A 15,852-nucleotide genomic window follows, 5' to 3' on the forward strand; every position below is an offset into this window, starting at 1 on the left:
CGCCCTAGTATCAGTACTGATACTTCCGAGTTTACATTTAGGTAGTTGCAAACTACTATCCATATGTGACTATTTCTAGTGTCAAGCAGAGCTATGGGGCCAAGCTCGGTGTCGGATACATCGCAACGGCTACCCTGCTTATCACTGTCGGGGTGGTAACACAAGATGTTGCATCGACAGTCGTCGCCGGCATCGCCGGTTTACTGACGCTTGGCTCGATCAACGCAGCCGAAACGGTTGCCAGCATCACCGAGTTATCAGCACAGACACAACGGGTGGCAAACGGGGACCTCGATATCGAAATCGACTCGACGCGTACCGACGAGTTCGGGGACCTTGCTGACTCTATCGAGCAGATGCGCGTCTCGTTGCGCGATCGACTGTCAGAGATGGAGGCCGCGAGGGCAGACCTCGAACAGGCACAGACTGACGCAAACGAGGCACAGGCAGAGGCAGAGGCTGCTGAGGAGGAAGCCAAGGAACTCGCCACAGCCTACCAGGACATTGCAACAGAGTACGGGACAGTCATGGTAGCCGCCGCAGACGGCGATCTCACGCAGCGTGTCGATGTGGCCACTGAGTATGACGCTATGGAGACCGTCGGCCAGTCGTTCAATAGGATGATGGATGAGTTACAGGAGACGATCGAGACGGTCACCGCCGTTTCGAAGCGTATCACAACTGAAACTGACGAGATAACCGAAACGAGTCGGCGAGTCCAGCAGGAGGTCGACGCGGCTGTCGAAACGGTCGCCGATATCCAGACGCAAGCAACCGACCAGCAGACAAAACTCGAATCAGCTGCAGTCGATATTCAGGACGTGAGCGCGTCAGCAGAGGAAATTGCCGCAACAATTGACGACCTTGCCGACCGGAGCAGTGAGGTCGAGGAAGCCAGCAGTGACGCTCGGACAGCCTCGGAAACAGCCCTCACGGAGATGGACCAGATACAGGCTGATGCAGCTGACGCTGTCACACAGGTCGAAACCCTCCAGCAGCGAATGGCCGAGATAACGGACATCGCGGATATCATCTCAGAGATCGCGGAGCAGACAAATATGCTGGCACTGAACGCGTCGATAGAGGCCGGTCGCGCCGGTGGACAGGGCAGCGGTGCGGACGGGAACGGGTTCAGCGTCGTTGCAGACGAAGTCAAGTCACTTGCTGAAGAGACGCAGTCGCGGGCTGACGAGATAGCAACGGTCATCGCGGAGGTATCTGAGCAGACAGAGGAGGTGACTGACTCGATACAGGCGACGGAGACGCGAGTCGAAACTGGTACTGAGACCGTCGAATCGGCCCTGTCGGAAATTGCGACAATCGCGGAGGCCGTCGACGACATCTCAGCCTCCATCGAAGAGATGCGAGAAACTACCTCGGAGCAGGCAGACACCGTTCAAGCGACGGCCGACTCGATAGCGGATGTCACCGAAGCAAGCGCGGAGACAGCGACGACTGCGGAAGAAATGTCGACACAGATCCGTCGGCAGCGGGACGTCGTCAAGTCGATTTCCGACTCACTCGATTCCTTCCGCGAAACCGCGGTTGACGACCTCGAATCTCGAGTTCGACTGTTTACCATTAACACAGATACCACAGCGGCAAGCCAGACGCGCGCCGTAGGGTCGCCGTCAGTTGGAGGTGACGACTGATGGACGCCGTTTCAGTCGTGTACGGGATAACCGCCGCTGGCTTTGCGGTCGGTGTCGCCATCGTCGGGTTCCTCTATGCGTCGCTTGAGGGGTCCGACGAACGGCCAATTCTGGCGGCACTAGCGCTTATACCCGGGGTTGCAGGTATCTCGTACGTTGCGATGGTGTTCGGTATTGGTACCGTAACCATCGGCGAGACGACGCTTGTCGGGTTCCGATATCTCGACTGGGTGGTGACGACGCCGCTGCTGGTCGGGTTTATCGGGTATACTGCCGGCGCGTCGCGACGCGCGATTTTCGGGGTCATGGCGGCAGACGCCCTGATGATACTTGCAGGCGTCGGGGCGGTCGTCGCCGCCGGGACACTGAAATGGGCACTGTTCGGCGTCTCGGCAGTGTTCCACATCTCGCTATTTGCCTATCTGTACCTCATCTTCCCGCGCTCGGTTCCGGACGACCCACAGCGTATCGGCCTGTTTAGCCTCCTCAAGAACCACGTCGGGCTGCTGTGGATCGCGTATCCGCTCGTCTGGCTTGCTGGCCCCGAGGGACTTGGATTCGCGACCTACGTCGGTGTCAGCATCACCTATGCGTTTCTCGACCTGCTGGCGAAGGTCCCTTACGTGTACTTTTTCTACGCCCGACGGCAGGTGTTCGCCGCGAAACTGCTTCGGGATTCGGGTGACACCACAGTGACGCCGGCGGACTAAGCAGTAGCGGTCACCGAGGTGTCGTCGATCACGCGGCACTTCGGAGCTGATAACGGTTCACAAGTAACCGGCGTGTCGCGGCACACTGATTCTGTTGTCATGTGGCCAGTTTCGACCGTCCACAACTACTGGCACAGGCCATCACACACGACTGAAGGTTTTTGTCCGTGGGGTGCCCACCCCGGGACGTGATACCCGGCACGGACGCGTATGACATCGCTATCGAGATTTCGGACGCCGACATCGAGCGACTGCTGTCGGTGATGCCCGAAGATGTCGAGGCCGCGTCGGCGCTGTCTTACTGCCGGAACGTGTTCTTACCCCTGACGACCGCCTGCCGCTACACCTGCACCTATTGCACGTACTACGACCCGCCGGGGCAGGCAGAGCTGATGGACCGCGAAGAGATCCGGGAGACCTGCCGCCGCGGGGCCGACGCCGGCTGTACCGAGGCGCTGTTTACCTTCGGCGACGACCCGGACGACCGCTACACCGCGGTCCACGACCAGCTCGCCGAGTGGGGCCACGACTCCATCCACGAGTACCTCCGGGAAGCCTGCGAAATCGCGCTGGAGGAGGGGTTGCTCCCGCACGCCAACCCCGGCGACCAGACACGCGAGCAGATGGCCCACGTCGCCGACCTGAACGCCTCGATGGGCGTGATGCTTGAGACGACCACAGAGGTTCAGGCACACGGTGGCCCGCGGGCGAAAAACCCCGGTCAGCGACTCAACACCCTCCGGGTGGCCGGCGAACTCGGCGTTCCGTTCACAACGGGCATTCTCGTCGGCATCGGCGAGGACTGGCACCACCGCGCAGAGAGCTTGCTCGCTATCCGAGAGATGCACGAACGCTACGGCCATATTCAGGAGGTCATCATCCAGCCCGTCGTCGAGAACGAGCGCTGGCAGGGCGGCTCCCCCGACTTGGCGACAATGCGCCGGGTGACAGCAATGGCCCGCGCGGCCCTTCCCGAAGAAGTGTCCGTACAGGTCCCCCCGAACCTCGCGCCCGCCCGGGACCTGACTGACTGTGGTATCGACGACCTGGGCGGCGTTTCTCCGGTCACAGTCGACCACATCAACCCCGAGTACGAGTGGCCCGCGCTGCAGGAACTGACCGCCGTCGCCGAGGCCGCCGAGGTGCCACTGAGCGAGCGGTTGCCGGTCTACGACCACTTCGTCGACGACGGCTGGCTCTCTGCCCCCATCGAGGCGGCTATCGAGGCCGATAATGACGCCGGCGACCGGTTCCGGTCGATACTGGACCGGGGTGTGAATCCAGTGACGCTGTGACTCCGGCGGCCAGTCTGCAGGTGAACGGTCGCCACGGCCAAACAGACACTGGACAACAATCACCTAGCAGTCTAGGCGGTATCTACACATACGCTGGCGTACCAATATATATCATGCCTGGGCGTGCCTCTGACAGCAGTTCCAGGCGGAATACTCTACCACACCGGCCACGGCCAGTGCCCAGCCGTGGTCCACTAATTCAGTCGAGTAATGGCGTTCCGTCAGCCCGTGGTCCGAGTTGCGGGCCGAGCACGTCGGCGTCGGGGTCGATAACGCGGCGCTGCTCGTAGTCCGTCGAGCGCTCGACGGGCGTCCGGCCGATGGCAGTGATCATGTCGGCGTACTCCTGAAACGACCGGAACTCGCCGTAGTCGCCGCCGGCGCGCTTGGTGATCTCTTCTGAGAGAATCGTCCCCATGAAGTCGTCCGCGCCGCAGGTGAGCATCTTCAACCCCTGCGTGTCACCGTATTTGACCCACGAGGCTTGGATGTGGTCGACGTTGTCGAGGAAGAGCCGTGAGACGGCGATCATCAGTTCGTCCTCGTCGACCGTCGCGCCGCCGTCGACCATGCCACGTTCGTACAGCGGCGTCTCCTCGTGGACAAAGGATAGCGGGACGAACTCTGTGATTGCGCCGGTTCGGTCCTGCAGGTCACGGATGCGCTGCAGGTGCAGCGCACGGTGGTACTCGTTCTCGACGTGGCCGTACATCATCGTCGAGGTCATATCGAGGCCAACCGACGCAGCCGCCGCCATCGCTTCGAGCCACTCGTCAGTGCGGATCTTTCCTGGGCAAATAACGTCACGGACCTCGTCAACGAGGATTTCGGCAGCCGTGCCGGGGACGCTGTCGAGCCCGGCGTCTTGCAATCGGCTGAACACCTCCTCGTAGGACCAGTCAGTGCCCCGGCGGGCGTGATAGGCTTCCTCCGGCGTCATCGAGTGGAGATGGATGTCGCCGACGTTCATCGCGTCGAGCTGTTCGCAGTATGTGGCCGGGTCCGTCTCGTACTCGTCGGGCGAGCGGTAGTTCAGGTCTCCGCGGTCGCTCGTCTCCAGTATCTCCCGGTGTTCGTCGTCCAGCGCGAGCGCGGGGTGGAGTCCAGACACCGAGCAGACCTCGTAGATGCCCCGGTCAAGAGTGTCCTGTACGATTTGACGGGATTCGCTCGGCGTCTTCGTGAAGCCGCCGTGGTCCTCCTGATAATCGCTCCGGAACTGCTCGGAGCGGTCCTTGAAATTACAGAACAGGCAGCCCGTGTTGCAGGCCGTTGTGACGTTGTTGTTGAGGTTCGCGACGAAGGTGACCTCGTCACCGACGACCTCGGCCCGACGGCGGTCGGCCGCTTCGAGCACCTGCTCTTTCCGGTCGTGGTCGATACCGTCCCGGTCAGTGCCCGTGGTAAAGAGTTCGACGGCGTCGTCAACTGTCAGTCGCGTCCCGTTTCTCGCCTTGGCGAGGGCGTTCTCGAACGACTGGTCAGTCGTCGGACGGTGCTCGAACTCGGTGGAGCCGTCCGGAGTACCGACGGTCTCTGGGACGTCCGGCATTGCTGGACAGGAGGGAAAGAACGGTCAAAAGCGTATGGGTACGCACACGGATCACAAGGTCGACAGGGCCCCGTGTTCCGGGAGACAAGCGGCTGCAATTCCGGGAACACTCCATCAGGTCGGCAATACGCCACCGACCCAGCCCGCAGTCTCGACGATAACCCAGGCAACGAAAGCCGCGTACGCGCCGAGCAACGCATACGATTCGAGTTCGCTCAACACAAGGTCGGTTCGGAGGACGGTGAACAGAAGAATCGTTGCCCCGGTCAGGACGCCGAACATCGGCACGGCCATCGCGAAGTCGACGGTCCACGTGCCGGCAATGAGAACGCCAAGCGGGATAGCGACAAGCAAGTCGAACGTATTCGAGCCGAGAACGTTTGCGAGCGACGTGACCCCGCGGTCGTCGCGGGCTGCTCTAACACTGACGAGCGTGTCGGGGAGACTCGTCGCCGCCGCGAGAATCGTCACACCGAGCAGAAACTCCTGAACGCCGGCGGCCCGACCGATGACTCTGACGGCGTGGACGAGGTTCTCCACGGCCACGAGGATGACAGCCAGGCCCAGCAGAAGAAAGAGCCACTCCCGCCCGACCGAGATGTCGGCAGTCCAGTCCTCTTCGGGGTCGTGGTCGGCCGTATCCTGATACTGGATGAAAACGTACAGTCCGTAGAGCGCGAGCGGAATCGCCGCCAGCGGCCGCGTGATAACGCCAGTGAGTGTGGCCTCACCGGGATAGTAGATGACCGCAAGCGCCATCGTAATAAGCAGGACTGAGACGGCGAGCATGTAGAACTGCGCCTCCTTGTAGACGAGTGTCCGGCTTGATTCGAGTTCGTCGTCCGTGGCAATACCCGCAGCTGCGGGAATAATGAGAATGTTGAAGATTGCCGACCCGACGATTGCGCCGACGCCAAGCGGCATTGACCCGCCAAGCGCCGCGACGACGACCGTCGCGACCTCCGGGAAACTTGACCCGACGGCAACGATGATCGCGCCCTGAACGACGTCTGGGAGGCCGTAGTACGTCGCGAGCCGCTCGCTCGATGATTCGAGCCAGTCGCTCCCTTTCCATATCGCGACCGTCGCGGCGACGATGATCGCAGCCTCGACCAACAGACTGGAAGCCATCAGACAGTCAGTCGACGGCCCGACAGAAAACCTTGCCTTCCGAGCGCGAGTGATACTGTCTGTGAAGAATTTCGCTACCGCGAATATCTTACAATAGTTACAGCCGACAGTATGAGAAACGTCTTTGTCCCCGGCCCGAAAGGCGGGCACAATGACGAGCGTCAAGGAATTTCGCGTGGACGAACCGGCGACGGCCGAGGGGCTTGGCCGCGGCGCGTTCGTGTTCACGGACGACTACTCCGTATTCGACTGGGGGAAGATGCCGGACCAGATCCCCGACAAGGGCGCGTCGCTGTGTACGATGGGCGCGTACAACTTCCAGCTACTGGAGGAGAACCACGTCCCGACCCACTACGAGGGCGTGAGGCTCCCCGACAGCGACGAGGTACTCGACCTCGGCGAGGCGCTGTCGGCCGACGCCGCCCCCGAGGAGATGGTCATCGAACTCACGCAGGTCCCGGACCTCCCCTTCGAGGACGGGAGCTACGACTACGACGCCTACCACGCGGGGGCCGACGAGAACTACCTCATTCCCCTGGAGATCGTCTTTCGGAACCGGGTCGGCGTCGGATCGTCACTGCGGTCCCGGACCGAGCCTGCCGACCACGGCCTTGACTACGACACCTGGCCCGAGGAAGTCGTCGACCTCGACGAGCCGATCGTCGAGTTCTCGACGAAATACGAGGAACAGGACCGATACCTCGACCGTGAGGCGGCCGACCGGATCGCCGGTGCGGCCAGCATCGACCGCCTCGAAGAGCTGGCTCGGGCAGTCAACCACATCGTTACGGAACAGGCCGCCGAGGCCAACCTGATCCACGAGGACGGGAAAATCGAGTGTCTGTACTACGACGGAGAGATCCGCGTGGCCGACGTGGTCGGCACGTTCGATGAGAACCGCTTCTCCTACGGGGGCCAGCAGGTCTCGAAGGAGGTCATCCGCCAGTACCACAAGCGAACCCAGCCCGAGTGGGTCGAGGCCGTGGGCGAGGCGAAAAACGAGGCCGATGTAGAGGGCGTCGCCGATTGGAAGGCACTCTGTGATGAGTCACCGGAACCGCTCGATGACGACGTAATCAAAGTCGCGCGCGACCTCTACTGCGCCGGCACAAACGCCTACGTCGGCGGCGACGTGTTCGACGCGCCGTCACTCGACGATGCTGTCGATGCCGCAAGCGAACTCTGACGCCGGTGTGACACGGCGGCGCTGCCGCCTCGCCGACAATCGCCGGTGCTGATATACCACAGCAGCCCCTCAACTGTGGCACATGGAGGAGGTCGTCAGCGAACTCATCGATATTATCGTCGCTACCGACGACCAGACGGTGTCGCTGATACTCCAACTCCGGAACCCACTTCTCACGAAGGTCCTGACCTCGGTGACCGGGCTAGGTTCGGCGGCGGCGGCAGTCGTGTTTCTCGGTTTCTTCGGTCTGGCCGGCTGGGAAGACGAGCTCCTGATGGCTGCCGTGGCGCTGGTGCTGACTGGCGTCGTTGTCGGGGTGCTTATGCAAACAGTGCAGCGGCCGTTTCCGCCTGCCCCGGTGTGTATGACCGGGGACACCGGCACCGTCGCCACGTCGTTTCCCTCCGGTCACGCGGCCGCCGTCGTCGTCTTTGCAATGACAGCGCGCCAGTCGCCGCGGCTTCCGTTCGGCGTCGTCGCCGGCCTCGCGGCGACGGTGTCGTTCTCGCGGGTCTATCTCGGCACGCACTACCTCTCAGACACCGTGGCTGGCGTGGCTATCGGGGTACTCGCGTTCGCCGCCGCGAAGCGACTCGTCGACCGGTCCGACTTCCTGTCGCGAGCTCGACCGGTTCTGGACTGAACCACGGCATATGTCTGTGCGGCCCGGAGTCCAGTTTTTGTGTCGGCAGGCCTGCTTTGCAACACATAGAGGGAGCCGACCGCTTCATGTTCTGGATGCTCTCCGAGACTGTCGCCACCGCGGGGTGGCGAATCGATTGCCGCAGTTACAGCCAGAAGGATGGCCCGTCAGCAACAAGCAAGGCTGACATGCGAGCACGCACCGTCGCTCGAAGCGTTCGCGGCGTCACGTCCAGAAACAGCCCCGTTGCGCCACCGTTTCCGGAGTGAGACGCCGAGCGGCGGTGTCTCAGTCGTCGGCTTCGAGTTCGTCGTCCCCGGCAACGAACTCGCCAAGGCCGTCGATCGGACGGTCGGGGTTCAGCTGGTCGAGTTTCTCCGGTGCACCAAGCTGGGCCGAGGTTTCCTCGGGGTCCCGCAGTTTCGTCCGGCCACGATGGACGTTCACCTCGTCGTCGAGGTGGAGCTTGATGGCCTCAATGAGTGCCTCGGCTTCGAGCGGCTGGCCGATCTGCTGGAGTTCCTCCTCAGTGGCGTCGTCGGGGACGTTGAACGCGCGCTGGGTGATGATCGGTCCCTGATCCAGATCCGTCGTCACGTAGTGGGCGGTGACGCCAGCGATGCGGACGCCCTCCTCGATAGCCTGCATATATGCCGACGCACCGGGGAAGGCGGGGAGCAGGCTCGGGTGGACGTTGATGATCCGGCTCTCGTACCGGAAGACGACATCGGGCGAGAGGATGCGCATATACCGGGCCAGCGCAATGAGGTCAGCGTCGTACTGTGCGAGCAGATCGAGCAGTTGGTCCTCGTCCGGCGTCCCCTTCTCGTCGCCGATGTCGTGGAACGGAACGTCGTATTTGGCCGCCAGCGGTTCGAGGTCGTCGTGGTTCCCGATGACCACCTCGATGTCGGCCCCGAGGTCGCCGTTGGCCCACGCCTCGAACAGCGCCTCCAGACAGTGAGACTCCTTCGTGACGAGGACGGCGATGGTCTGGGTCTCGCGGTCGGCGGGGAACCGGACCTGCACGTCGACGCCGAGTGCGTCGCCCAGTTCGGTGAGGTCTTCGCGGAGTTTCTCCTCCGTCGTCACCATCCCGGACGTGTCGACGCGCATGGTCATCCGGAAGACCCCTTCTCGGACAGCCTGATCGAGGTCTTCGATGTTGATGCTGCGCTCGAACAGGAGCGAGGTCACTTCGGCGATGAGGCCCGTGTCGTCCTCGCCGACGACCGTAATCTCAGTCAAATCGCGAGTCACGATACCCACCTCCGGACAGCGTCGTCATTCATTTGACGCAGAGTCGGCAGTCCCACGGCAAAAGCCTTCGTTTTCCACCGAGCGTGGCCGCCAACCATTTGTGTGTTAGTCCGTGAACGTCTGGTCGTGATGAGTGATTCGCCGACCGTTCTCTGTGTCCAGCCGGACGCCGACGAGCGCGCCGAGACGGCCGACGCGCTTGCCGACGCCGGACTCGCTGTCGAGGGAGTTGGGTCCCTCGATACGTTGACCGCAGCACTTGACCGGTCGGTCGACTGCGTTGTGACGGCCTTCGACCTTCCAGACGGGGACGGGTTCGACGTGGTAGACGCGGTCCGTGCAGTGAATCCGGCCTGTGTTGTGACTCTCTATACGGAACACGCGCCGTCGGACCTCCCCCGCGGCGGGCCCGAGCAGGTCGTCGAATACGTGCCGCGGACGGTTCCGGAGTCCCGGGAGCGGCTTGCAGATGTGGCTGCCATGGCTGCCGCCGAGGTAACGCAGGCGGCCTACCCGGTTCCGGAGACCGAGACGGAGCGGCTGGCCGCCGTCCAGCAGTACGATGTCGACCAGTTGGCGGCAATCGACGCGTTCGACCAGCTGACGGCGCTTATGACCAGTCACTTCGACATCGACGTGGCCTTTGTCGGCCTCATGGACGAACACGAGGAGCGGTTCGTGGCGTGTGAAGGAGCCAACTGGCGGACCCTCGCCCGCGAGGACACCATCTGCACCCATACAATTCTCTCGGACGAGACGATGGTCGTCGAAGACACCCACGAAGACCCACGCTTTGCCGAGGTCGACGCGCTGAAACAGCTCAATATCAGGTCCTACGCCGGCGTCCGAATTACAGACAGGGAGGGGAACGCAATTGGTGCCGTCTGTTGCACCGACGGCGAACCGCGGCGTTACACGCAGACCGAGCGAGACGACCTCCAGCGGTTCGCTGACGAGGTTGAGGACCAACTGCTGCTGCGACGCCGGCTACAGGGGGACCGCTAATGGCACAGCAACAGGACGACCGATACACGTTCGACGACCTACCGCTGAATCCGGTCGAGTCAGGAACGAGCCTGCTCGTGACCGGGCCCGGTCTGAGCGGCGCGCGGGAGATGGGACTGCGACTGCTCTGTAGTCCCGATACCAACGGCGGGACCGTCCTCGTCGCGACAGACAGCGACGCCACAACGATGCTCAAGGACTTCGAGCGCCACGGCGGTGCGCTCGACCGCGAGCGAGTTCGTGTTATCGATTGCGCACAGGAAAGCGGCGACCTGTCGGAGGACAACGTGTCCACGGTCAACACGCCGGCGGACCTGACCGGTATCGGTATCGAGTACTCCGGTCAGTACGAGTCGACGTACGCCAGCGGCTACACGCGAGTCCGCACCGGCATCATCACGCTGACGCCGTTGCTCGTCTACAGCGACGACGTGCGGGCGGTGTACCGGTTCCTCAACACCATCACCGGCCGGATCGGAACTGCGGATGGGCTGGGTATCTGTGTGCTCGACCCGAACGCCCACGAGGAGCAGGTCGTCGAAAGCGTGGCACGGTTTTTCGACGGGCGGGTGGATATTCGTGCTGATCAAGGCGACCTTGATCTCCGAGTGGCCGGCCTGCAAAACCAGCCAACCAACTGGACGCCGGTCGGAACGTGACCTGCCGGGAGAACACAAGCGTTTTCTCCGCTGCCCGCTCGCTTGCCAGTAATGACTGCCTTTACCGCGACCGTCACCGTCCGCCTCAAACGGGGCGTCCTCGACCCCGAGGCAGAGACGACACAGCGCTCGCTGGAACGCCTCGGCTTCGACCTGAACGGCCTCCGCTCGGCGGATGTGTTCGAGCTAGATCTCGACGCCGACAGCGCCGACGACGCGGCCGAGCGCGCCGAGGAGATGGCCGAGCGGCTCCTGGCGAACCCCACGATCCACGACTACGACGTCGAGGTGACCGAGACAGAATGACCAGCACCTCGAAACTGACGGCAAAGGTCTGTTTCCACACGGGGTGGCTCGCGTGACCATTGCCGTCATCCAGTTCGGCGGCTCGAACTGCGACCGCGACGCCGTCCAGGCTCTGGAATCGCTGGGCTTCGACGCCGAACTCGTCTGGCACGAGGACGGGCTTCCCGAGGATGTCGAGGGCGTCGTCCTCCCCGGCGGCTTCTCCTACGGCGATTACCTCCGTGCCGGCGCGATGGCCGCCCGCTCGCCAATCATGGCCGACGTCCGCGAAGTCGCAAGCGAGGGAACGCCGGTGCTTGGCATCTGCAACGGCGCGCAGATCGGCTGCGAGTCGTCGCTGACCCCCGGCGCGTTCACGACCAACGAGAGCGCCCGCTTCCAGTGTGAGCACGTCCACCTGCGCATCGAGAACGCCGACACGCCATGGACCAGCCAGTACGAGGACGGCGAGGTCGTCGAACTCCCGATCGCTCACGGTGAGGGCCGCTATGAGATCACCGACGAGCGTCTGGATGAACTCGAAGCCGAGGACCGGATTCTGTTCAAATACTGTGACGAGGACGGGACTGTCACACCCGAAGCGAACCCGAACGGCTCGAAGCACAGCGTGGCCGGCGTCACCGGCGAAGCCGAACACGTCGCCGTCATGATGCCCCACCCGGAGCGGGCGACACTGTCGGACCTCGGTCGGACTGACGGCCGCGGCGTTCTCACGGGCTTCGCTGAGTAACGGTCACAGACGAAACTGTCACTGCGGCGGTTTCATACGCGACTGGGGCATATCCGAACAGCCGCGCCGCTATCTGGTTGTGTCTCAAAGGGGAAGGGACCAGCGGAGCGTGTGACATAGTCCGGCGGCCCCTATATTGGCCTTGGCGGTCAAGCCGTATAAATACATGCGTACCGGAGTGGAAGTGAAATCGAGGAGGACAAAGCGTTTGGCTGCGGCTGATGGCGATAGAGTGCATCAGCCACTCGCATGTGCTCTCGGCAACGAATCATCGCTAACAGGGCAGCCTTCCCCCGCTCGCGTTGTGTCGAGCGCTAGTGCCTCTCAGGAAAACGAGCCGCGAGGGTGTCCGCTACCGCTGTCGCCCGTACAGACCTAACAGAATAGATACATCGGTTTATCCATCATAAATTATATTTGCTGTTGGGTCAACGCTGTATCTATGCCGATACAACGACGAGAGTTCATTGCAGCAATAGGGACAGGCGCGTTAGCAACTACCGCCGGGTGTGCGCAGTCCGGGGAAGGCAGCGGCCAGACCGAAGCGGAAACGGAAGCGGAATCCGGGGGCGGCGGTCAGCCAGGGGTGGCCGGCGAAACCCTGACGCTTACGACAACAACGAGTACGTACGACACGGGCCTGCTCGATGAGATCCACCCCGACTTTGAGGATATGTACGGCGTGTCGGTCGATGCAGTCGCACAGGGGACCGGTGCGGCTCTTGAATCGGCCCGCAACGGTGACTCGGACATCGTGATGGTCCACGCCCGCGGCCTCGAAGACGATTTCATGCGCAACGGATACGGGATCAACCGCCGGGACCTGATGTTCAACGACTTCGTCGTCGTCGGCCCCGAAGACGACCCGGCAGGGATTCAGGGCATGGGTTCGGCCACGGAGGCACTGACAACTATCGCCGAGTCGGAGTCCCAGTTCGTCTCACGCGGGGACAACTCCGGTACCCACACCAAGGAACTCAACCTCTGGGAAGCGGCGGGAACTGAACCGGGCGGAAACTGGTATCAGGAGACTGGGACCGGCATGGGTGAGGCGCTGAACATCGCCAACCAGCAGGGCGCGTACACGCTCTCGGATCGCGGGACGTACATCTCCCAGCGCTCAGAGATCGACCTCGTCATTCTGGTGCAGGGGCCGATCGAGGACGGACCAGAGATCCTCGCGAACCCATACGGGATTATGGCGGTCAATCCCGGCGTCCACGACAACGCGAACTACGATCTGGCAATGGCATACATCGGCTGGATCACCAGCCCCGGAACCCAGGACGCAATTTCGAACTATCAGGTCAACGGCGAACAGTTGTTCTTCCCGGAAGCCGTGTCCGAGGACCCCAACTTCCAGCAGTACGTGCCAGAAGGATGGAGTAGCGACGCAGGCGAGTAAGCGTGTTCCTCGATTCAGTCGGATACCTACCGATGACCGTCGTCGCCCTTCCGTTCCGGGAAGGGTACGTGTCGAGTATCATTTACGTCTCACTATACGTGAGTGTCATAGCCGTGACACTGAGCACGCTGTTCAGCCTCCCGATCGCCGTGGTGATGGGGTTTTCTGACTTTCCCGGCAAGCAGTTCGTGAAGTCAGTCATCAACACTGGGATGGGGTTTCCAAGCGTGGTCGTCGGTCTTCTCGTCCTGTTTACCGTCTCGAACCAGGGACCGCTGGGAGATCTAGAGCTGATATTCACCAAGGAGGCGATGATCATGTCTCAGTTCATCCTGGCAACGCCGCCGATTACGGCGATCAGCCTCGCGGCTATCAGTGGCGTCGACGACAACGTCCGCGACGCCGCGCACGTTCTCGGCGGAACACGCCTCGACGTGGCGCTAGTCGTACTCAAGGAGGCCAGATACGGTATCGCAACGGCAGTGCTTGCGGGCTTTGGCCGTGCCATCAGCGAAGTCGGGTCCGTGCTCATCGTCGGCGGGAATATCACGAGCGCACGGGGCATCTCGAAAACGCGGACGCTGACAACCGCGATTCAACTCGAAGCCCGACAGGGACAGTACGAGACGGCGATGATTCTCGGGGCCGTGCTGGTCACGCTTGTGTTGACGGTCAACGCTATCGTCATCCGACTGGGGGACCAGGGGGTGCAGCGATAATGCTCGATGTCACGGCGGTATCACACGCATACGGAGACGACTACGTGTTCCGGGACCTCTCGATCGGGATCGAACCCGGCGAGGTCGTTGCCGTCATCGGTCCATCCGGCGTCGGGAAGACGACGCTGCTCCGACTGCTCGCGTTCTCACTGGAACCGGACGAGGGAACCATCGGCTTCGACGACACGGACGTGTGGGCCGTCGACGAAGCGACACGGCTCTCGCTGCGTCGGCGGATCGGCATGGTGTTTCAGGAAGCGAGTCTGTTCGACGCGCCGGTCGCTCGCAACGTCGAATACGGGCTTCGAATCCGCAGGTCGTGGACAGCCAGACTGCAGCGCGAACTACAGTCCATAGTTCGCTCGAACGGCACCGCGGCGGCCGTTCACGAGGCCCTCGGCGTTGTCGGGCTGACCGAGAAAATGGACCAGCACGCGGATTCGCTCTCGGGCGGCGAGGCCCAGCGGGTGTCGTTCGCCCGCGCGCTGGCCTACGACCCGGACCTACTGTTACTCGACGAACCGACATCGGATCTGGACCCACGGAACACCGCCGTTATCGAGGATGCGATAGCCGAGGCCCGGAACCGGGGTATCGGTGTCGTGGTGGCGACACACGACATGCATCAGGCGGAGCGGGTGGCAGACCGGGTCGCAGTGCTACTCGACGAGCAAATAACTGAAATAGCCCCGACAGAAGTGATTTTCCAGAACCCATCGGACCACCGCACCCAGAAGTTCATCTCCGGAGAACTGGTCTACTGACCGCTTCATACGCCACTCCGATCACCGGTGGAAGATAGGGCTGGTCGGCGGCAATACCTTTATCGGGGAACGACATTGTCGAGATATGGATGCGACTGCGGACGTCGAAGTGCAACTGGAGCAGGGCGACGTGGCGCTGACCGCCCGCGACCGGACGCTCCTGCAGGCGGTCGCGGCCCACGGGTCGCTGAACGCCGCCGCCGACGCGCTGGGTCGGTCGTACGCCCACGCCCAGCGCCGCATCGTGGAACTCGAAGATGCTTTCGGCCCGCTGGTCGACCGCAGTCGAGGTGGCAGCGGTGGCGGCGGCAGTGAACTCACGGACGCTGCTGAGCAACTACTGGCCCGGTTTCAGCGGCTACAGGCCGATTTCGACGGGGTAGCGACGGCGGAAGAGACAGTCCTGCGAGGGACTGTCGTGGACCGTGACGGGGAACTTGCGACCGTCGAGACCCCGCCGGGGACGGTCCGGGCCATCGTCGACACTGAAGCGTGTCCCGGTGACGCGGTGGAGGTCGGCATCCGCGCCGACACGGTGACGCTGAACGCACCGTCCGAGGCCCCAGAGTCGACGGGGACAAGCGCACGCAACCAGTTCGCGGGCACCGTCGAGCGTATCGACGAGGGAACCTCTATCGCGCTTGTTGCGCTGGCTGTCGACCCGACGACGACGCTGTCAGCGCTCGTGACCGACACAAGCCTCGACAAACTTGATATCACTACGGGCGCGGAACTCGTCGCCTCGTTCAAAGCGACCGCGACCGCCAGCGTCATTCCCGCTCTCGACCGGTCGCTGTCGGATGAGTCATCGTAAGCAAGTGAACGGCGGCGTAAG

16 protein-coding genes are annotated in these 15,852 nt (G+C 62.6%); 13 read left to right on the top strand and 3 right to left on the bottom strand.

What is annotated here, in order from left to right:
* Window positions 1-65 precede the first annotated feature (65 nt).
* From htr1 to cofG, 3 genes are all read left to right on the top strand, one after another.
* Window positions 66-1,652 carry a sensory rhodopsin I transducer Htr1 gene (htr1, locus tag BDK61_RS16460; protein WP_121303792.1) on the top strand — a complete coding sequence of 529 codons (1,587 nt, stop codon included), beginning with the start codon at window positions 66-68 and terminating at the stop codon, window positions 1,650-1,652.
* Entirely contained in the window at window positions 1,652-2,362 is a 711-nt protein-coding gene (sop1, locus tag BDK61_RS16465) for a sensory rhodopsin I (protein WP_121303793.1), read from the top strand. Before htr1 ends, sop1 begins: the two co-directional genes overlap by 1 nt.
* Before the next feature lie 188 nt (window positions 2,363-2,550).
* Window positions 2,551-3,657, top strand: coding sequence for a 7,8-didemethyl-8-hydroxy-5-deazariboflavin synthase subunit CofG (gene cofG / locus BDK61_RS16470; protein WP_007189144.1), 1,107 nt, complete (start codon window positions 2,551-2,553; stop codon window positions 3,655-3,657).
* A gap of 199 nt (window positions 3,658-3,856) precedes the next feature.
* On the opposite strand, the gene cofH is transcribed toward cofG, so the two are convergent.
* Window positions 3,857-5,209, bottom strand: coding sequence for a 7,8-didemethyl-8-hydroxy-5-deazariboflavin synthase subunit CofH (gene cofH, locus BDK61_RS16475; protein WP_121303794.1), 1,353 nt, complete (start codon window positions 5,207-5,209; stop codon window positions 3,857-3,859).
* Window positions 5,210-5,323: 114 nt separating this feature from the next.
* Entirely contained in the window at window positions 5,324-6,340 is a 1,017-nt protein-coding gene (locus BDK61_RS16480; RefSeq protein ID WP_004964164.1) for a sodium:calcium antiporter, read from the bottom strand.
* 151 nt (window positions 6,341-6,491) lie between these two features.
* On the opposite strand from BDK61_RS16480, the gene BDK61_RS16485 reads away from it, so the two are divergent.
* Together BDK61_RS16485 and BDK61_RS16490 are read left to right on the top strand one after the other, a co-directional pair.
* Complete coding sequence (locus BDK61_RS16485; RefSeq protein WP_121303795.1) at window positions 6,492-7,526, top strand: phosphoribosylaminoimidazolesuccinocarboxamide synthase; 1,035 nt, start codon at window positions 6,492-6,494, stop codon at window positions 7,524-7,526.
* Between the two features lie 82 nt (window positions 7,527-7,608).
* Complete coding sequence (locus tag BDK61_RS16490; RefSeq protein ID WP_011224711.1) at window positions 7,609-8,169, top strand: phosphatase PAP2 family protein; 561 nt, start codon at window positions 7,609-7,611, stop codon at window positions 8,167-8,169.
* Window positions 8,170-8,457: 288 nt separating this feature from the next.
* Here the strand turns inward: BDK61_RS16490 and BDK61_RS16495 are convergent, their stop codons facing one another.
* Window positions 8,458-9,438, bottom strand: coding sequence for a formyltetrahydrofolate deformylase (locus BDK61_RS16495; protein ID WP_049939097.1), 981 nt, complete (start codon window positions 9,436-9,438; stop codon window positions 8,458-8,460).
* 120 nt (window positions 9,439-9,558) lie between these two features.
* Here BDK61_RS16495 and BDK61_RS16500 point away from each other — a divergent pair, with 120 nt between their 5' ends.
* The 8 genes from BDK61_RS16500 (at window position 9,559) to BDK61_RS16535 (ending at window position 15,831) form a co-directional block, all read left to right on the top strand.
* On the top strand, window positions 9,559-10,434 hold the full coding sequence (locus BDK61_RS16500; protein ID WP_121303796.1) for a GAF domain-containing protein: 876 nt from the start codon (window positions 9,559-9,561) through the stop codon (window positions 10,432-10,434).
* Window positions 10,434-11,093 carry a DUF7504 family protein gene (locus BDK61_RS16505; protein WP_004964178.1) on the top strand — a complete coding sequence of 220 codons (660 nt, stop codon included), beginning with the start codon at window positions 10,434-10,436 and terminating at the stop codon, window positions 11,091-11,093. Before BDK61_RS16500 ends, BDK61_RS16505 begins: the two co-directional genes overlap by 1 nt.
* A 51-nt stretch (window positions 11,094-11,144) precedes the next feature.
* Window positions 11,145-11,399 (top strand): phosphoribosylformylglycinamidine synthase subunit PurS, encoded by a 255-nt coding sequence (gene purS, locus BDK61_RS16510; RefSeq protein ID WP_121303797.1) that lies wholly within the window; start codon window positions 11,145-11,147, stop codon window positions 11,397-11,399.
* 52 nt (window positions 11,400-11,451) lie between these two features.
* Entirely contained in the window at window positions 11,452-12,129 is a 678-nt protein-coding gene (gene purQ / locus BDK61_RS16515; protein ID WP_121303798.1) for a phosphoribosylformylglycinamidine synthase I, read from the top strand.
* A 442-nt stretch (window positions 12,130-12,571) separates the two neighbouring features.
* Window positions 12,572-13,534, top strand: coding sequence for a substrate-binding domain-containing protein (locus BDK61_RS16520; protein WP_121303799.1), 963 nt, complete (start codon window positions 12,572-12,574; stop codon window positions 13,532-13,534).
* 32 nt (window positions 13,535-13,566) lie between these two features.
* Complete coding sequence (locus BDK61_RS16525; protein ID WP_121303800.1) at window positions 13,567-14,253, top strand: ABC transporter permease; 687 nt, start codon at window positions 13,567-13,569, stop codon at window positions 14,251-14,253.
* Window positions 14,253-15,017, top strand: a complete 765-nt coding sequence (locus BDK61_RS16530; RefSeq protein ID WP_004964194.1) for an ABC transporter ATP-binding protein — start codon at window positions 14,253-14,255, stop codon at window positions 15,015-15,017. Before BDK61_RS16525 ends, BDK61_RS16530 begins: the two co-directional genes overlap by 1 nt.
* 85 nt (window positions 15,018-15,102) lie before the next feature.
* The gene (locus tag BDK61_RS16535; protein ID WP_121303801.1) at window positions 15,103-15,831 is read left to right on the top strand and encodes a TOBE domain-containing protein; all 729 of its coding nucleotides are present in this window, start codon (window positions 15,103-15,105) and stop codon (window positions 15,829-15,831) included.
* Window positions 15,832-15,852 lie beyond the last annotated feature (21 nt).

The organism is Haloarcula quadrata (assembly GCF_003634715.1).
Classification (GTDB): domain Archaea; phylum Halobacteriota; class Halobacteria; order Halobacteriales; family Haloarculaceae; genus Haloarcula; species Haloarcula marismortui.